A 17,655-nucleotide genomic window follows, 5' to 3' on the forward strand; every position below is an offset into this window, starting at 1 on the left:
AGTCTATTCATTGTTATTTTCATCCAGTTTTTTTATTTTCGATATTGATACTTCATATGCCATTTTTTTAATCACATTATTTTCATCTATTTTTTTCTCATACTCTCTACTTTGAACCCTACCCCAAAGCTGTATTCTATCACCAACCTTTAGATTCTTTGCAAATTTAGCATTTCTTCCCCAAACTATAGATGGTATATAATCAGATTTGTTATAAGGTCTATTTATAGCCACTAATAAATCAGTTATTTCCCTTCCTAGAGGTGTCTTCCTATACACAGGCTCCTTACATACATATCCATCTAGAAATATGCTATTAGGGTCCTTATTTTCCTCGTCTATGCTTTTTATTTCTCTGGCAAACACAGTAAGCACTAATCTATTTTTATTATTTAATGTTTTATTATATGATCTTAATTGTCCTACAACATTGACTAAATTTTGTTTATCGAGGTCAATGTCTTGAAGAAGTCTTTCTGATACAGTCATTGGAAGTATATCAAAAGAATCACTTAGTCTGTTTATTTTTATTTTCATGCTATAAAATTTTTCTCCAAATATCTCATGACTAAATTCTAGCTTATTGTCTAACTCCCCTCTTAAGTTTACTACGTTATTCTCATCTTTAACAGCTATCATATTTTATCCCTCCACAATTGTTAATTCTTATATTTCTGGTATCAGCTTATATAATAAATATATTTGTGAGAGATGTATTTTATTACAAATCTTTGATTGCTGTTTAAAAATTTTTATTTAGTTATAAATTTCATTTAATCTTTCAGTTTTAAACTTATAAAATTTCTATACGATTATATATCATCACTGATGAATTTCCCCATTTTAGCTTTAGATTAATTATGAAACTCTTTTAATGCTTTTTAAGTCATATATAACTCATTTTTAATACTTATATGCAAGTAAATTCAACAACTTAAATTTATACAAATAACTCAGACAACTATCAAGTCATTATAAACTTACTTTTTATTATCTACAAGTTATATTAGACTTATTATGATAATATTTTTACTAATCTATTTTAATATATGAATACTTAGTCAGTTTATTGAGTATAAAATATAAATATTTAACTTCAAATTATACTTTAGTTTTTAGAAATATAACAATTTATACATCTAATTTACTAAATTATTATATATATTACATAATTGGCATGTTAATTGCTTTATATAATTATATTAATTTAATAAATAAAAAACTGCCTTAAAATATTAATTCAATATTCTAAAGCAGTTTATGATTTTTATTATTAGCTGTAATATTTAATAAATACTAAGCAGTCTTTTTATTTTTATTTGCAGCCATTATCATTGTAGCAGAAGTGTAAGCTATAACAACTATTACTAATGCTTTTAATATATCCATTGGTAAAGTTTTTACTATATATGCTGCTATGAAAACCCCTATTAAACCACAGATAGCTATTATAACTGATGCTTTTTTAGTATATGCATCTTCTTTTATGAATTTCATACTTGCAACTGGCATTAATAATGCACAAGAACCCATAACTATTGGGAATGCAACTTTTGAAGACATTCCTAAGAAATAAACCATTGCCATACCAGGAGCATATAGACCTATACCAGCTGTCATTAAAGCACCTAGTATAAAGTTACCTACTACACCTATTACTAATTTAACACCAGTAAGACCTAATTCATTTCCTCCACCTGGTAATACGTTAACCCAAGGATGACCTAATAACATTAATATTGCTGTTAATGCTAGAGTCACACCCATAACAAGTTGTATTTTTCTCTCGTCCATTTTAGCTATTATTCCTGCACCTATATATGAACCAACAGCTGCTGCCACAACCATAGATACTAGAGTAACACCATCAACTGGTATGATTGATGTAAATATGAATGCTTCTGTTACAACTGGAATTGTATGTGCTACGTTTAATGTACCAGGCATTTTCTTATCTGGTATATTTAATTTTAAAGCTTTTGACATTGCTATTGTTGGAGCAAATGACCCTATTCCTAATGTATCAAAGAAATCTGTTATAAATCCTGTTACAGCAACTTTTGGAGTACTTTGTTCTTCTAGTTTCCCCTCTTTGTTTGCTTTAGCTACGTCTTTACCAAACACAACTGCAAAGATTGCTGCGAATACTACGTATAATGCCTTTAAGATTGCTACCATAATCCATCCTCCTATTTTTTTATTTTTTAATATATTCTGAATCTTATAGCCTAAAAGCTATAGAATAGTAGCCAATAAGAGGCTACTATTCTATTTTAATTTCCCAAGTTATTTATTACTTATTTAAGAATAAATCCATGTTTAAGTGGATCTTCTTCATCTATTACAAAGTGATTAAATCCAGTTATATAAGCAGAACCACTTATTTTAGGTACTACAGCATTGAAATCTGCAACTTTAGTTTCTTCAACTATTTCACCTTTGAATAAAGTTCCTAATATACTTTCATATACGAATTTTTCTCCTACTTTTAATTCACCTTTAGCATGTAAAGTAGCTAATTTAGCACTTGTTCCAGTTCCACATGGAGATCTGTCAACTTGACCTTGACCAAATATAACTACGTTTTTGTAAGTAGCTTCTGGATGAGTTGGCTCATCATATATTTCAACTAAGTCTACAGTTTTTATATGAGCTAAAGTTGGATGTTGTATTTCTATTTTTTCGTTTATTATATCTCTAAGTTTCATAGCTAGCTCAGTTAATTTACCAGCATTTTGAGGTTCGATTTTTAAACCTAATTGACTTGCATGTATTATAGCAAAGAAGCTTCCACCAAATGATATGTCAAATTTAACTGTTCCAACACCTGGTAAGTCAACTTCAACACCTTCTTTATATAAGAAAGCTGGTACGTTTAAGAATGATACTTCTTTAGCTTTTCCATCTACAACTGTAACATCTCCTCTTATTATTCCTGCTGGAGCTTCCATAACTACATGAGTTATAGGCTCTACTGCTGGAACTACACCTGTTTCTATAGCTGCTGTCATAGCTCCTATTGTACCATGGCCACACATGTTAAGGTATCCGCCACCGTCCATGAAGATTATTCCAAAGTCAGCATCTGGACAACAAGGTTGAGTCATTACAGAACCAAACATATCATTATGTCCTCTTGGCTCTAACATTATAGCAGTTCTTAAATAATCTAGATTTTTTTCTAAATATTCTTTTTTCTCAGGCATAGAATTTCCTTTTATGTTAGGTATTCCACCTACAACTATTCTAGTTGCTTCACCTGCTGTATGAGAGTCTATAGCTTGTATACTTCTGCTAAATTTCATATCAAATTCCCCCTTAGGTTTATTTTGCGTGCTCACGCATTTTTAATTTTAGGAAAGCTAATGCTTTTTTAACATCAACTTCATCCATGTGATTGTCTCCAACTACTTCTGTCTCTATGTAGCCTGTTGTCTTTTTATAATCAATTATAGTAGCTTTATCCAAATATGGATTGGTAATTACTAATCCATCTGCTCCTATAATAGTAAGACCTACTGTAGGTATATCTGATTTTACAAACTCTGATATAGCATTTGTAAAATCAATATGCTGGTTTCCTGCCATATCTAAAGTTATAATCACTCCATCAGGTCGCAATGATTCAATCCATCTTCCAAGTCTAGTTGCCAAAAATGTTTTCCATTCATTGTGCTCTGATGTCCCAACTACAACCACTCCTAACAAGTCTATGTCAGAATCATTATCTATCAAATCTAGTAATGGGTCTCTAAATATATGAAGTGATGTGTTTTTCATTGATGTAGAAATTCCCACAAAACTCATTCCCTTACTTAAATTTTTTATCCATGTTTTCTCATTTTAAGCTTTAAAAACGCCAAAGCCTTTTTAGCATCTATTTCATTTGTGTTGTTTTCTCCAACAACTTCTGTCTCAATACCTTCTTTTGATTTGTTCATATCAACTATTGTATTCATATATTGATTGCTTACAACAAATTTAGCTTGAGTACCATTAAATGTCACTCCAACTACAGGTATATCTCTTTTGCCTATTTCTTCAAATGTATTAGCATAGTCAACATGTGAGTTTCCCCATCCATCTGATGAAACTATAGCTCCATCTGCTCTCATGGCTTCCAGCCAAGCGGCCGTTCTTTGTCCCACAAAAGTCTTATTTTCGTTTCCATCTGGAGTTCCTACTACTATTACTCCAAGTAAGTCTACATCTTTATCACTTTCAACGATGTCTAAAAGTGGGTCTCTAAAGTGATGAAGAGATGTTTCTTTTGTTGAAGGTCCTATTCCCATAATATCCACCTCTCTTAAGTCATAGCTCTAAGGGCACCATCTCTGTATTCATTAGGAGATATAATCATAGGTACATTTCCCATATCTATAATTGATGTTCCTCCTTCAAAACCACTAGGTTCCTTTGAGAATAACTGATTGTCATACATAGCACCTTGACCTGCTATTTGCTTTACTATGACAACCTTTTTTGCATTTGGTCGAATTTTGTCAAAATATTCACGAACTTGAGTAGCATTTCTTCCGTCTTCCATTTTCAAAGACGTTCTTATTTCTTGTATAAAATCATCACACGCTCTAAATGCTGCAAGTGGAAGTGTTCTTTCGAAAGGTAAACCTCCCTTTAGAGTTATATCCACATGAATTATATAATCTTCAACTGATGGAGTTCCATATCTACCAAACACCATTTGTTCTTTCAGAATACCTTCTGAAGAACCAAATTCATGCATTTGATTTCCATCTTCATCTGCACCAGTTAACATTACGTATACACCAGTTAAAGTATGTGTAATTCCCTCTCCCAATCTGCCTAAAACTTTGGTTGATATTGGTATAATGTCCATAATAGTGTTAATTTCTCTGTCATAATCTCCAGGCTTTATTATATCCACTTTTATGTCTGTTATTAAATCTTCTCTTTCTTTTATTTCATCTATACTTGATAAGTTGATTGTAAGTACATCTTTCTTTATAGAAGTTTTTGAACCGAAATTAACTTCATTCATATGAAACGGTTTTATAACAAGTCTTCTCATTATTTTTTCTTCCATAATATCCACCTTTGTTCTTAAAACCCCTCTCCCAACTGTATGGGAGAAGGGTTTTATATTTTCAAATATAAATTACATTTTAAACGTGAGCTTTATATTCGTATGGTAATGGAACTATCTTACCAGCAGATGGTATTGCAACTAATTGCTCTAATGTATCTCTTAATATATGTGTTTGCATTTCTATGTTATGTGGTTCACCAGCATTAGCACCCATTGGAACTAATGGAGCAACTGCTCTAGGAGTTCCGTTTTGTCTAACTACTGGAGGAAGAGCTGCGATTATTATTGTAGGTATTCCAGCTTCCTCTATTGCTCTCTGCACGATCACGGCAGTTCTATGGCAAGTACCTCAGCCAGCTGTCATGACTACACCGTCTACTCCTTCTTCCTTAAGTTTAGCAGCGATAGCAGGACCAGTTTCTTCAGTGAAGACATGTTGGTTTCCTCCACCACCCATGAATGCATAGTGCATAGGAGCTACTGCTTTTATAAATCCTTCTGCAGCTAATTCATGTAATCTATCTATAGGAAACATACAGTTTATATCTTTGTTTACATCTCCATTATCATATCCACCATGTGATACCATCATTTCATCAACTGTAGCTGTATTAGGTACAGCTCTAAATGTAGTATCTCCTGCTAGATTAAATCTCTTGTCAGATTTTAAGTGAACACCAGCTGCTGTAGCTAAAGCTATAGTCATATCTTTTAATTCTTTAGTTACAGGAGTCCAAACTGGAGGAGGTGTTATTGGAACGAATATTTCAGATTGAAGTCCTTGTACTGTTGTAAGGCTCATATATTTCCTCTCCCTTCTATTTTCAAACGATTATTTATTATTTTTCTTCTTGCTTTGATTGCATTTCTGCTTGTTTTTCTTGTTCTCTCCTAATATTTTCTACATACTCTTGATTAGGCTCTGGACTTAATACCTCAGGATAGCTTAGCATGAATCCAACTTCTTGACCTATCTTAAGTTCGTAGTCAGTTATAAGCATTCTATTAGGTATTTTAAATTGTCCAAGTCTACCTTTCAGGTCTATAGTCACTCCACCACCTTTGATGTCAACTATAATACCCTCATAAAAAGTCTCTGATGAGATATATTTTAATCTATCCATTATAATTCTACCTCTCTACACTGTTTTAAACTTGGATCTAAATTTATACTATTATCTAAATCTTAGTTTTCGTCTTTTTCGTATATTTCTCTTCTTTTCTTACTCATTGGTAAAGATTGCTCATTATCTTCTAATGCTATTTTTTCTCCTGTAACTTTTTCTATAGCCTCTATGTTATTTAATTTAACATTTGGATTCCATTTTCTTTCAGGAGCTTTAACTTCTACACCAGCTATAGCATTTTTAAGCATAGCCATTATTCTAACAGCATCTTCTGGAGCTAATGTATTGTTAGATAATATTTCATTCTCTATACCTTGTTTAGACTTGTTATTGTCTACCATGTGAGTCATGTACTTATTACCAACAACTAGAGCACCTTGAACAGCTGAGAAACTTACACCAACTACTGGTATACCTCTCATACCTATTTGCTCTATGTGAGATGCGAAGTCTATATGGTTATTTCCGAAACCTTCAGTAGTTACTACAGCTCCATCAACTTCCATAGCTTCAACTAACATACCTAATCTCTTAGATACATAGAATTTCTCAGCGTTTACTTGTGGAGAACCAACAAATACAACACCTACTAAATCTATTTCTTCATCTTCCATAGCTCTTATTACTAATGGCTCTCTCCAGTAATGTCTTGACATTTCTTTTGATGCAGGTCCTATACAAGTTAATGCATGGATACCACCATCTAATACTTCAAGTGGAGATAATACAACTGGCATGTTTCCTAAGTCAACGTTTGGTTGAGCTCCTAATGTACCAACTGGCTCAACTGGTAATATTAGGTTGTCATGCATTGCACCTTGTCCCATTATTTCTTTTATAACAACAACTTTCTTTTTACCTTCTCTTCTGTATTGCTCTATTACTTCTTCGTCAACTACTAAAGAGTTGTCAACTGTTTTTAATGCTTCTCTTATTTCTTGAGTTACATAGTCAAATGCACGGTGAGCAGCTAGAGGTCCTGGTCTTTCCATGTTAGTTCCTGCTTTTATTGTTACTTGACCTTTGATGAATATTTCACCTTTGTCAGCAGCACCTGGTCTACCCCACATCATAGTAGTATTTAACTCACCTTCTGAAGAACCGAATTCACCTATTTGAACTCCATTTTCATCTGTACCAGTTAATACCATTACAGCTCCATCTATAACTCTAGTTATACCTGAACCTAATTCGCCTTCTTCTTTAGTAGCGATTGGTTGTATATCTAATACAGCTTCACTGTAAGTTTCATATTTATCAGGAGTTATTATTTCTAACTTCATATCTACAACTAACTCTTGAGTATCATTAGCTTCTTTACATATTTCTTCAGCATTTCTGATGTATAAAGTAGTTCCTTCTATTTTAGTTTCATCAGCAAATTCAACTTTGTCTATTTTAAAGTGTTTTTTAGTTAAGCTTCTTAAAAGTTTCTTTTCTGCAACTTTTGGAGCTACTTCTACTGCACCTGCTACTGGAGCAGCAACGTTTGCTACTGGAGCAGCAACTCCTGCTTGACCAGCTACTGATAAAGGTATTTCTAAACTTATATTTTTACCTTCACCTATGTGTATTTTAACTGTTTCACCTAAAACTCCTGTGCTTACTGGCACTACTGCTTCTAAAGCTGCTGGAGCTTCTTCTACTACTGCTTCTTCTGCTACTACTTCTTTAGCCTCTCCTGCTTTGTATCCTTCTACGTTTTCTGTAGTCATTGGAGATAACGCATCTAAAGTTTCTTTTAACTTAGCTCCTAGTACTTGACCTATAGTTAATCCATTTTCTGGTATTGTTAATAATCCAGAATCCTCTAAGTCTGCAAATATTGCTGGATCTTCTAAGTTTTCTGGTGCTATTATTGTTCCCGCTTCAAATCTACAACAACATACTGCTGGGTCATTTGCATGGGCTTGAGCTGTTTCTAAAGTTATTGACATAGTATAAAATACCTCCTTACATTATTTTCTTATTTATTATTTTAAATCTCGATTCCTCAACAGGTAACCCCTTAACTGAGGAATCAAGTAAATTAAAACCTACTTAAATAGTTGTATTTTAACTATTATTTTTGTGGTACTACTCCCATTTGAGTAGCAATTGCTAAAGGTATCTCTAAGTTTATATCTTTACCTTCTTGTATGTGTATTTTTATTACTTGACCTGTTGTAGCCTGTGTCAAAGTAGATACAGGTGCTACTGGAGCTTCTACTACTTCTTCAGTAGATTCCTCAACATCTGTTTGTGCTGTTTTATACCCTTCTACATTATCTGTAGTCATTGGAGATAAAGCATCTAAAGTTTTTGTTAATTTAGCTCCTAATACTTGACCTACTGTTAAATGATTTTCTGGTATAACTAGCAATCCTGAATCTTCTAAATCTCCAAATATTGCTGGATCTTCTAAATTTTCTGGTGCTATTATTGTTCCTTCTTCAAATCTACAGCAGCATACTGCTGGGTCATTTGCATGAGCTTGAGCTGTTTCTAAAGTTATTGACATATAAAAATGCCTCCTTCTTTTGATTTTTAATTTATATTGATACCTTAACACTTTTAATAATAAACATTTTTACTGTTCCCTACTAACAGCTCCAAGTGTTAAGATTTTTAAACTACATAAGTCATCAAAATTATTGTTTTTTTCTCATTTGAAGTCACTTTATATATAAGCAATTCCTATGCCAACTTATTAACAAAAAGATTTTTTCTATAATAGATTCTTCTCTTATCGCTATTTTTAGCCAAATATCATATAAATATTTATTTAAAGCAGTTTATTTTTTATGCTTGTAAACATTTTCTCAAACAAAAAAAAGTGTCAATTTATCAACACTTTTTCATTTTTTTTAACATACCCACATACATAGCATTGTTATAGCCATTGATTTTGCTACATTTCAAACTCCCACTTATTATTTTGTCAAAATTTAGTCATGTGTCATATTTTAGACACATCTATTTTATACTGGTCTATCTTATAATACAACGTAGTTCTTGGTATATTTAATATCTTAGCTGCTTTAGCTTTGTTTCCATTAGACATTTTTAAAGCCTTTGTTATATTTTTTACTTCAATCTTTTGAGTAGCTTTCGTCAAATCCAAAGGATATTCCTCTTCTTCAATACTCTTATTAGTAGAATCCATCATATAACTTGGTACATCTTCCACCTCTATCCTAGAGTTTTGAGATAAAACAACCATATTTTCAATTGTATTTTTCAATTCTCTAATATTCCCTTTCCATCTGTAACTTTGAAATATGTCTATTACATCTTTACTAATTGTAAGAACAGGTTTATTATTTTGTTTACATATTTCTTCTAAAAAACTATGCACTAACAATCCTATATCTTCTTTTCTCTCTCTAAGTGGTGGTATTTTTATTTCCACAACATTTAATCTATAATATAAATCTTCTCTAAACTTTTCTGCTTTTACCATTTTCTCTAAATCTTTATTAGTAGCTGATATTATTCTGGGATTTATTTTTATTGTGGTATCTCCACCAACTCTTCTTATTTCTTTTTCTTGCAACACTCTAAGCAACTTAGCCTGCATACTAAGAGGTAAATCAGCAATTTCATCTAAAAATACAGTTCCATCTTTTGCAAGTTCGAATATACCTATTCTACCTTTTTTACTTGCTCCAGTAAATGCACCTGATTCATACCCAAAAAATTCGCTTTCAAATAACTCATTTGGTATAGCACTACAGTTAACAGGTATAAACTGACCTTTCCTCTCACTATAATCATGAATAGCTCTTGCAAATACTTCTTTACCTGTACCACTTTCACCCCAGATAAATATACTACTATTAGTTCTAGCTACTTGTTTTGCAATCGCTTTCGATTTTTCTAATTTATAGCTTTTACCTAAAATTTTGTCAAAGCTACCTTTAGATAAGTTTTTAACTTCATTCTTTAAATATTTCAAAGTATCATTTACTTTTTCAAGCTCAAGAGCAAGTATCTTGGCTTCTGTAACATCAACCTCTGTACATACAACACCAATAAATTCTTCCTTATAAAATATAGGATTTGCATGAACTAACGCATACATATTTTCTTTTTTATCCGTAAAATATAAGTCACTCATACCGATTTTACTATTCAATACTTTCTCTGAGATAGTATTCTCCAAAAATTCGTTCATCGGTCGACCGACTATGTCTTCAGATTTTATATCATACCTTTCCTCCATAAACTTATTCCATAATATAACTACACCTTCGTTATTTATAGCACAAATTCCTTCTTTAATTTGTCCTATAATATATTTTAAAGTCAAACCATAGTCTTCTAAGTGCATATATAGATAATCTCTAATATGTTCTTGTTTTAATACACCAATAATTTTATTATCTCTAAGAACAGGAAGAATTCCTATATTTTTCAATATCATTATATCTCTACACTCATCTAAGGTTAAACCTTCGCTGACATATATTACATCCTTTTTCATTATAAGTTTTACTGTCTGGCCTTCATATTTCTTATGCATGTCATAAAGATTATGTATATCTGTCATAGATATAATACCTTTTAATTCACCAGATGAATCTATTACCATTAGAGTTTTTGTATTGCTTTTTATCATTTCTTTTATTGCATCTTCAATTCTTGTGTCTTCGTCTATAGTTGTAAATTTTGTATCCATTACCTCTTCTACTTTTTTTACTTCTGGTATCGAAAACATAAAGTCCCCCCTTTATAGTAGTACATCATCAAAACTTATTTATACATATTTATTCTAGCATATCATAATAACAATTTATTCAATAATTAATATTAAAATTTCTTAAGTGATTATTATACAGATTTCTAATACAAATTCATGTAAGTACTAAAATGAATACTTAAATCTATACAAATAAAATCAAATGAATTATACCTTTAGTATGTTATTTTTTCAATACTATTTTCACCTTCAAATTATTTTTCTATTCATAAAACAGTTAACATCCATTTTAAAAAAGATTATATTTACATAAAAAAATGCCTCAAAATGATTTTTAAATCAATTTGAGACAATATATTTTAAAACTTAATAATAAGCAGTATTCCGTATTAATTTTTTACTCTTTTAGCTTGATATACCAATCCACAAATTGCTATAACACCAATAAGTATATATGGCATTATTTGCGTTTCATCACCTGTTTTTGGTGATTTTACCACTATATCATGTGATGGTGGCACTGGTGGGTTTACTATTGTATCATTTTTTGATGGTACTGATGTATTTTCTACTATATCACTTGATGGTGGTACTGGTGGATTTATCACTGTATCACCTGATGGTGGTATTGGTGGATTTATCACTGTATCATCTGATGGTGGTATTGGTGGATTTATCACTGTATCATCTGATGGTGGTACTGGTGGATTTATCACTGTGTCATCTGATGGTGATGATGGCTTAGGTTTATGCCCGTTTGAGTCATTATTATCATTATTTGGTGGTATTGGCGGATTTACATCTGGGTCTCCATCCGTTGGTACATCTATATTGAAATCAACTACTTCACCACTTTTTTGTTCTATTGTATAGCTCAATAAATTTTGCTTACTAGCTGGTAATACAGATGAGTGGTCTTTTTCTCCAAAATCAAAAACTGTCTTAAAATATTGAATGGCTTTTGGGAAAATATAATCATAAGATAATGCAGATACCTTATCTTTTACATCTGGCTTATCTATGCTCTTAAGTTTAAACTTTTGTTGTGTTGAAATCTCTACTTCACCTGTACCTATTACATTTCCGTTTTCATCATAAGCAGTTACTCCATCTGGTAATTTCAACTTAACCACACCACTGTAGCCTACTAGAGCTATAGATTCTGTTTCATAAGTTCCATCTTGAATTTTATCAAATTTAATATCAGTTAAACCACTACTTAAACTAGGTTTTCCTGTATCATTTGGCTTTAACTCATTACGACCAGCTTCTAATAATGCTTCTAAATAAGCTTTTGTATTTATTTGAGCTTCCTTGTCTTTCAGATATTTAGCTTTTTCTTCTTCAGTATTTGCATTCTCTATCAATCTATCATAAGAATCTATAAGAGTTTGATAAAGCTTAAGTCTCTCTTGCTCATTCATTTGCCCAAGCATAATCCAAATTGCATCTTGAGTTGCAAAATGAATCATACCTTCATATTCTTTTCCACCTAAATTAAATTGTTGCTTATATCCAAATCCATCAAACTCAGAACCTGCATATAGTATAGATTTAATTGCATCTTCATTTTTATTTTCTTGACCATTAAAATCTTCTGCTGGTAAGTATGGACTCTTATTTTTATTACTTGGAGATTTTAAATGATTATTGTAACAAAATGCAGTTTGTTCTCCATCTTCACCTTCTATTACATATTTACCATCCTTATGGCTTGCACCTATAAGACCCTCTATTACATAATCGAAAGTTAAAGTTTTTGTAATATCATCAAATCTTAAATCAAAATAAGGTCTATTTGAACCATCTGTTTCTTTTAATAAACAACTATTCTTTACTTTTGAATTTTTATTATTAGACCAAAAGCTAGTATTTCCATCTCGTGAAGTAAGTACCTCATAAATTTCTGACTGTTCATCTGTTTTTACATCATTTTCGTCTTCCCAGAAATTATATACAATCTTATTTATTTGAGATACAGTAAGATTAAGAATATCTTCAATGTTCTTCTTCAAACTCATTTCTTCCACTTCTAATTTTTCTTCTTCTGATGGTATCATTTCATTTGGTACTTCTTCTAATGATGGTTTATCCCCATCTGGTGTCTCTCCTACTGTTGGTTTTTCTCCATCTGGCGTCTCTCCTACTGTTGGCTTCTCTCCATCTGGTGTTTCTCCTACTGTTGGTTTATCCCCATCTGGTGTTTCTCCTACTGTTGGTTTATCCCCATCTGGCGTCTCTTCTACTGTTGGTTTCTCTCCATCTGGCGTCTCTCCTACTGTTGGTTTATCCCCATCTGGTGTCTCTTCTACTGTTGGTTTCTCTCCATCTGGCGTCTCTCCTACTGTTGGCTTCTCTCCATCTGGTGTTTCTCCTACTGTTGGTTTCTCTCCATCTGGTGTTTCTCCTACTGTTGGTTTCTCTCCATCGAGTATTATATCTTTTCCATCTACTTCGTCAGCATAAGATATTATTGGTGCAAATGCAGTAAATGCTATACTAAAAGCAATTACTAAACTAATTATACTTGATTTTTTAATTTTTATTTTCAAGATTTTCCTCCTATTTATATTTATAGCAGGTTGCACTACTAACTCCATATATCTTTTAAGTGCCCAGGTTTAAGATATACTTCACAGTTTCTATAAATAGGTTTTTAGTAATTTTTAATTCTTATTTTTAAGTATTTTAAGTGCACTTTTTATGAATATCCTAAAATATAATCTTATTATTTAAGATATTCTTGATTAATAAAAGACAAAAATATATTTTCACACTAAAAAAGATACCATAGAGTATCTTGATATAACACAAAAACTTTACCCTGTTGGATGATTGACTTCATTAAATTTTTACTTGTCAATATGGCCACATATTTGAGTCTTTATTTTTGTCTAATATAATTTTAATAGCTATTTCCATCATTATACATTATGCATTACCTTTTGTCTATTTCTTCCATATTATTTATATTATTCCATAATCTTATCGTCATATTACAACAAAAAACATCCTTAAAGTAATTTTTCAAACTTTTCTAAGGATGTTTTTTTCATATATTTTTATATTATATTATTATTTATATTATATTATTTTATTTTTAATCTTACATCACCTTTTATTCTTCTTATTAATGGGTGATTAACTGTTCTCATTACATGGTCAGTAATATGATATACACCTAATTTTAATTTTGGTGCAGAACCCATTACTGTGTTACTACAGTCAGTACAGTTTCCTATTAATATAACTTCTGCTCCAGCTTTCTTAAATTCTATACATTTTTGAGCTTGTCCTGGACAGTGTCCTGGATTTTCACATTTTAATGCACCTTTAATTTCTTGAGCTTGTTTACATTTTTGAACTGATACTATATCAGTAACTCCCATTTTAGCTGCTATGTCTCTCATTCTTTCTTCATTAGGTCCACATGCACAGACTAAAAGACCCATTTTTCTCTTTTCATTAACAAATGGCATAGTAACTATTATACCACCACTAGTTTTAGTTATTGGAGTATCTAAAGTAGTAGCTTTACCAGTGAAAGGTCCTCCTAAGATTATCTCTCCGTATTCACCTTTTATTCCACCAGCTCTTTCAATTAATTCTCCAACAGTAGTTCCGATAGGTACATCTTCAAATACTATAGATTCTTTTCCACTGTTTAATTGTCCAACTACAGTTACATTTTTAGATATAACTGGTCTTTTTTGCTCAACAGCTTCTACTATTCTAGTTAATGTCTCTACATTTATTACTACTGCATTAGCTTCTGAAGGTAATTGAGTTGGCTCAAGTAATTTACCTAGAACATCTCTTACTATCGCTCTCTCTTCTCCCATTGGGTACATGTCAACTAGTTCTGCAACTTCTATGTTATCTCCTGGCTTTATTACTTTTTTGAATGCTGCTATTGCTTCTGGATGCTTGCTTTTTATTGCTAGCATACCTTTTCCAGCATTAGTAACTTCCATAGCGTATTTTATACCTTGATAAACTATTTCTGGTCTTTCTTCTATTTCTTTTATGTTGTGAGCTAATAAAGGTTCACATTCAGCTGCATTTGCTAATATTGTTCCACCTTTTAAATCTATGTTTAATTTTATATGAGTAGGGAATCCTGCTCCACCCATTCCTACAACTCCAGCTTCTTTAATTAAGTCAAGTATACTTTCTCCTTTTAATGGTTCAAAAGTATCATCTTGTACTTCATCAGCTTCGATTACTATAGCTTGGTCATTTATTTCACTTATTTTTCCACTAACACTGGCATAAATATTTGCCCCTAATCCAGCTGGTTCTGCGATTAGAGTTCCTTTTTTTACTACATCTCCAACACTTACTACTGGTTTATCTGGACCACCAACGTGTTGTTTTAATAAAATAGAATATAGTTTGTTCAACTAGTACGCCCCCTTAAGTATATTAATTTTTTTATAAGCTGTTCAAATAATGTTAATGTTGTTTTTCTATTACAATGTCTTAACATATTGTTTATTTCTATAGAACATATCGCTTATTAACAAAGCAATTTCTATGCCAACTTTTAAACAAACTTATATCCTTTGAAAATACTGTCTTACAGCATTCATAACTTATTTAAAATATTTAAACTTATTTTAAATAAGTCAATTATTAGACACTTTTTTAATTAATTTAATCTATAATTATTGATATCGCATACATGCATAAAAAGTGTCAAAAAATAGACACCGTCTTTTTATCGACACTTTTCTAACATATATTATATAATTTACCACAACTTTACTTAAAATATACATTTATTACTTATTAATTCCTAGGTTTTTGCACTCCATTAGAGTCAACTATGTAATTATCTTTATATAGTAAGTCTGATACCTTTACTAAATTGTATCCATCTTTTTTAAGTTTACTTATTATAGTGTCCAAGTAGTTATCTACATCATTTATATTAGCATGAAATAAAACTATTGAACCAGGTTGAGATTCTTTTATTACTTTTTCAATTACGTGGTTTGGTCCAAGCTCTTTCCAGTCTATAGAATCCACATCCCACTTAATTACTTTATAACCTAAATCACTACAAATGTCCATAGCTTTGTTGTTTACATCTCCAAAAGGTGGTCTAAACAGATTGGTCTTTTTCCCTGTTATATTAAATATCTTTCCCGATGTCGTTTCTATTTCTTTTGTTATATCTTCTTTTGATATTTCTTTCAAATTAGCATGGGTATTTGAATGGTTTCCAATTTCATGACCTCTTTCATCTATAGCCTTTACAATATCTTCATTATCATCAACCCAACTACCAACTAGAAAAAAAGTAGCTTTTATATTATGTTTATCTAAAGTATTTAGAATTTCATCCATATTATTAGTTCCCCATGCCACGTCAAAACTTAAAGCTATTTTTTTCTCATTTGTATCAACTTTATATATAGGCATTTTTGAGTTGTCAGATTTAGAACATATGTACTTTATTCCACAAACAAAAGCAAATATTAATACTAATAATAATGAAAAAAATAAAACACTATATATCAAAGCTTTAGTTCTTTTAACTTCTCTTTTCATACTATTCCCCCTTTTAGATAATTTCTTCTATATTTAAAATTTATTTTTTTTTAGCTCAAAAAAGTACTGTAATATTTAATTTATAGGACAATAAAGAAAAAAACAAAGTCTATCTTGACCCAGTTAAATGCTCTAAAATACTCATTTATTTAATTTTTTTATATTTTTTACATTTTTACCTTTATTTTTCTGTATATATTGTTTTTATTTTGGAGAAATTAGTATTAACATCACATAAATAAAAGTGTTGTTAGACATCATAAACTAATTATTTGAGGAGGAAATTTACTATGTCAAATTCAAACAGAACAGTAGTGCCAGAAGCAAAAGCTGCTTTAAACCAAATGAAATTAGAAATAGCTAACGAAATAGGTTTATCTAACTATGAGAACATAGACAAAGGTAACTTAACAGCTAGAGAAAATGGATATGTTGGTGGATACATGACTAAGAAATTAGTTGAAATGGCTGAAAGACAAATGGCTGGAAAATAGATAGTAAATTTTGACACCTGGGTATCAACAGGGCTGCTAATTAGCAGCCCTATTTCTCTGTATTTATTTATAAAATTAATTTTATATGATTTGTTAAAGATTAATAATACTATACAAATTGTTCTTTTAATTTTGTATAAATTAGTTTAATATATTATATATAGAAATAGTTTGACGGAGGATGATATTTATGTTTGAAAACTCGTCTGAAGAATTAGCGTATCATAAACTTTTAATTTTATATATCTTAGAAAAAATTAAAATGGATTTAACTAATTCTCAAATAACTCAAGTAGTATTAGAGACTGAAATGATGAATTACTTCTCATTACAACAGCTTTTATCTCAGCTTATGGAATCTAAGTTTTTGACTACATATAAAGACTCTGACAGAGAATATTATGCTCTTACTCAAAGAGGCGTAGAAAGTCTAGAATACTTCTTTAATCGAATACCTACTAGTGTTACAGAAAAAATAGACAAGTATATAGATTCTAATAAAGAAAATTTACTAGCAGATACTCAAGTAAAGTCTAGTTTCGTAAAGCAAAGTGATAATGAATTTATTGTAAACCTTAGAGTCATAGAAAATCAGTCTAACTTAATAGATTTAAATCTAAATGTTTCATCAGAGAAACAAGCAAAACTTATTTGCAACAACTGGAAAAATAATGCATCTTATATGTATGCCGAAGTTATCGACTTACTTATAAGAGACATACATTAAAG

General features: G+C 30.9%; 15 protein-coding genes, 1 pseudogene and 1 riboswitch. Of the genes and pseudogenes, 2 read left to right on the forward strand and 14 right to left on the reverse strand.

The features are described 5' to 3' along the window. Positions 1-3: 3 nt before the first annotated feature. The 14 genes and pseudogenes from ACTG45_RS17640 to ACTG45_RS17705 all read right to left on the reverse strand — a co-directional run bounded on the left by ACTG45_RS17640 (position 4) and on the right by ACTG45_RS17705 (position 16,432). Positions 4-639: a single-stranded DNA-binding protein gene (locus ACTG45_RS17640; RefSeq protein ID WP_479917599.1), complete on the reverse strand. Its 636-nt coding sequence runs from the start codon at positions 637-639 to the stop codon at positions 4-6. Positions 640-1,296: 657 nt separating this feature from the next. After that, positions 1,297-2,178, reverse strand: coding sequence for a TSUP family transporter (locus ACTG45_RS17645; RefSeq protein ID WP_021386193.1), 882 nt, complete (start codon positions 2,176-2,178; stop codon positions 1,297-1,299). Between the two features lie 119 nt (positions 2,179-2,297). Then, positions 2,298-3,305, reverse strand: a complete 1,008-nt coding sequence (locus ACTG45_RS17650; protein ID WP_021386243.1) for a proline racemase — start codon at positions 3,303-3,305, stop codon at positions 2,298-2,300. 19 nt (positions 3,306-3,324) lie between these two features. Then, entirely contained in the window at positions 3,325-3,798 is a 474-nt protein-coding gene (locus ACTG45_RS17655; RefSeq protein ID WP_021386267.1) for a glycine/sarcosine/betaine reductase component B subunit, read from the reverse strand. Positions 3,799-3,824: 26 nt separating this feature from the next. Further along, a complete protein-coding gene (locus tag ACTG45_RS17660) occupies positions 3,825-4,292 on the reverse strand; it encodes a glycine/sarcosine/betaine reductase component B subunit (protein ID WP_021386220.1) in 468 nt (155 codons plus the stop codon). Positions 4,293-4,306: 14 nt separating this feature from the next. After that, positions 4,307-5,065, reverse strand: a complete 759-nt coding sequence (prdD, locus tag ACTG45_RS17665; protein ID WP_021386244.1) for a proline reductase cluster protein PrdD — start codon at positions 5,063-5,065, stop codon at positions 4,307-4,309. A gap of 79 nt (positions 5,066-5,144) precedes the next feature. Next, positions 5,145-5,870, reverse strand: a complete 726-nt coding sequence (gene prdB, locus ACTG45_RS17670; protein ID WP_079739805.1) for a D-proline reductase (dithiol) protein PrdB — start codon at positions 5,868-5,870, stop codon at positions 5,145-5,147. A 37-nt stretch (positions 5,871-5,907) separates the two neighbouring features. Further along, positions 5,908-6,192: a CBO2463/CBO2479 domain-containing protein gene (locus tag ACTG45_RS17675; protein ID WP_021386212.1), complete on the reverse strand. Its 285-nt coding sequence runs from the start codon at positions 6,190-6,192 to the stop codon at positions 5,908-5,910. 62 nt (positions 6,193-6,254) lie between these two features. Next, complete coding sequence (gene prdA, locus ACTG45_RS17680; protein ID WP_021386180.1) at positions 6,255-8,132, reverse strand: D-proline reductase (dithiol) proprotein PrdA; 1,878 nt, start codon at positions 8,130-8,132, stop codon at positions 6,255-6,257. Positions 8,133-8,272: 140 nt separating this feature from the next. Continuing rightward, positions 8,273-8,695 (reverse strand): annotated as a pseudogene (locus ACTG45_RS17685) (D-proline reductase (dithiol) proprotein PrdA); the annotation flags it as partial. Positions 8,696-9,133: 438 nt separating this feature from the next. Beyond that, entirely contained in the window at positions 9,134-10,894 is a 1,761-nt protein-coding gene (gene prdR, locus ACTG45_RS17690; protein ID WP_021386203.1) for a sigma-54 dependent transcriptional regulator PrdR, read from the reverse strand. Positions 10,895-11,265: 371 nt separating this feature from the next. Continuing rightward, positions 11,266-13,428, reverse strand: a complete 2,163-nt coding sequence (locus ACTG45_RS17695) for a Cys-Gln thioester bond-forming surface protein (protein ID WP_479919507.1) — start codon at positions 13,426-13,428, stop codon at positions 11,266-11,268. A 15-nt stretch (positions 13,429-13,443) separates the two neighbouring features. Continuing rightward, a riboswitch (cyclic di-GMP riboswitch) is annotated at positions 13,444-13,529 on the reverse strand. Between the two features lie 436 nt (positions 13,530-13,965). Next, on the reverse strand, positions 13,966-15,279 hold the full coding sequence (gene prdC, locus ACTG45_RS17700) for a proline reductase-associated electron transfer protein PrdC (RefSeq protein ID WP_021386223.1): 1,314 nt from the start codon (positions 15,277-15,279) through the stop codon (positions 13,966-13,968). 388 nt (positions 15,280-15,667) lie between these two features. Next, complete coding sequence (locus tag ACTG45_RS17705; RefSeq protein WP_021386279.1) at positions 15,668-16,432, reverse strand: polysaccharide deacetylase family protein; 765 nt, start codon at positions 16,430-16,432, stop codon at positions 15,668-15,670. Positions 16,433-16,722: 290 nt separating this feature from the next. Here ACTG45_RS17705 and ACTG45_RS17710 point away from each other — a divergent pair, with 290 nt between their 5' ends. Both ACTG45_RS17710 and ACTG45_RS17715 read left to right on the forward strand, forming a co-directional pair. Next, on the forward strand, positions 16,723-16,926 hold the full coding sequence (locus ACTG45_RS17710) for an alpha/beta-type small acid-soluble spore protein (RefSeq protein WP_003422115.1): 204 nt from the start codon (positions 16,723-16,725) through the stop codon (positions 16,924-16,926). Between the two features lie 190 nt (positions 16,927-17,116). Next, positions 17,117-17,653: a DUF4364 family protein gene (locus ACTG45_RS17715; protein WP_009891708.1), complete on the forward strand. Its 537-nt coding sequence runs from the start codon at positions 17,117-17,119 to the stop codon at positions 17,651-17,653. Positions 17,654-17,655: the final 2 nt, after the last annotated feature.

Source organism: Clostridioides sp. LIBA-7602, assembly GCF_056688945.1.

Coding starts and splice junctions, on each gene's coding strand:
- prdR (WP_021386203.1), bottom strand. CDS start 10,894: ATGTTTTCGATACCAGAAGTAAAAAAAGTAGAAGAGGTAATGGATACA.
- ACTG45_RS17705 (WP_021386279.1), bottom strand. CDS start 16,432: ATGAAAAGAGAAGTTAAAAGAACTAAAGCTTTGATATATAGTGTTTTA.
- ACTG45_RS17660 (WP_021386220.1), bottom strand. CDS start 4,292: ATGGGAATAGGACCTTCAACAAAAGAAACATCTCTTCATCACTTTAGA.
- ACTG45_RS17675 (WP_021386212.1), bottom strand. CDS start 6,192: ATGGATAGATTAAAATATATCTCATCAGAGACTTTTTATGAGGGTATT.
- ACTG45_RS17710 (WP_003422115.1), top strand. CDS start 16,723: ATGTCAAATTCAAACAGAACAGTAGTGCCAGAAGCAAAAGCTGCTTTA.
- prdA (WP_021386180.1), bottom strand. CDS start 8,132: ATGTCAATAACTTTAGAAACAGCTCAAGCCCATGCAAATGACCCAGCA.
- ACTG45_RS17645 (WP_021386193.1), bottom strand. CDS start 2,178: ATGGTAGCAATCTTAAAGGCATTATACGTAGTATTCGCAGCAATCTTT.
- ACTG45_RS17640 (WP_479917599.1), bottom strand. CDS start 639: ATGATAGCTGTTAAAGATGAGAATAACGTAGTAAACTTAAGAGGGGAG.
- ACTG45_RS17715 (WP_009891708.1), top strand. CDS start 17,117: ATGTTTGAAAACTCGTCTGAAGAATTAGCGTATCATAAACTTTTAATT.
- prdD (WP_021386244.1), bottom strand. CDS start 5,065: ATGGAAGAAAAAATAATGAGAAGACTTGTTATAAAACCGTTTCATATG.
- ACTG45_RS17650 (WP_021386243.1), bottom strand. CDS start 3,305: ATGAAATTTAGCAGAAGTATACAAGCTATAGACTCTCATACAGCAGGT.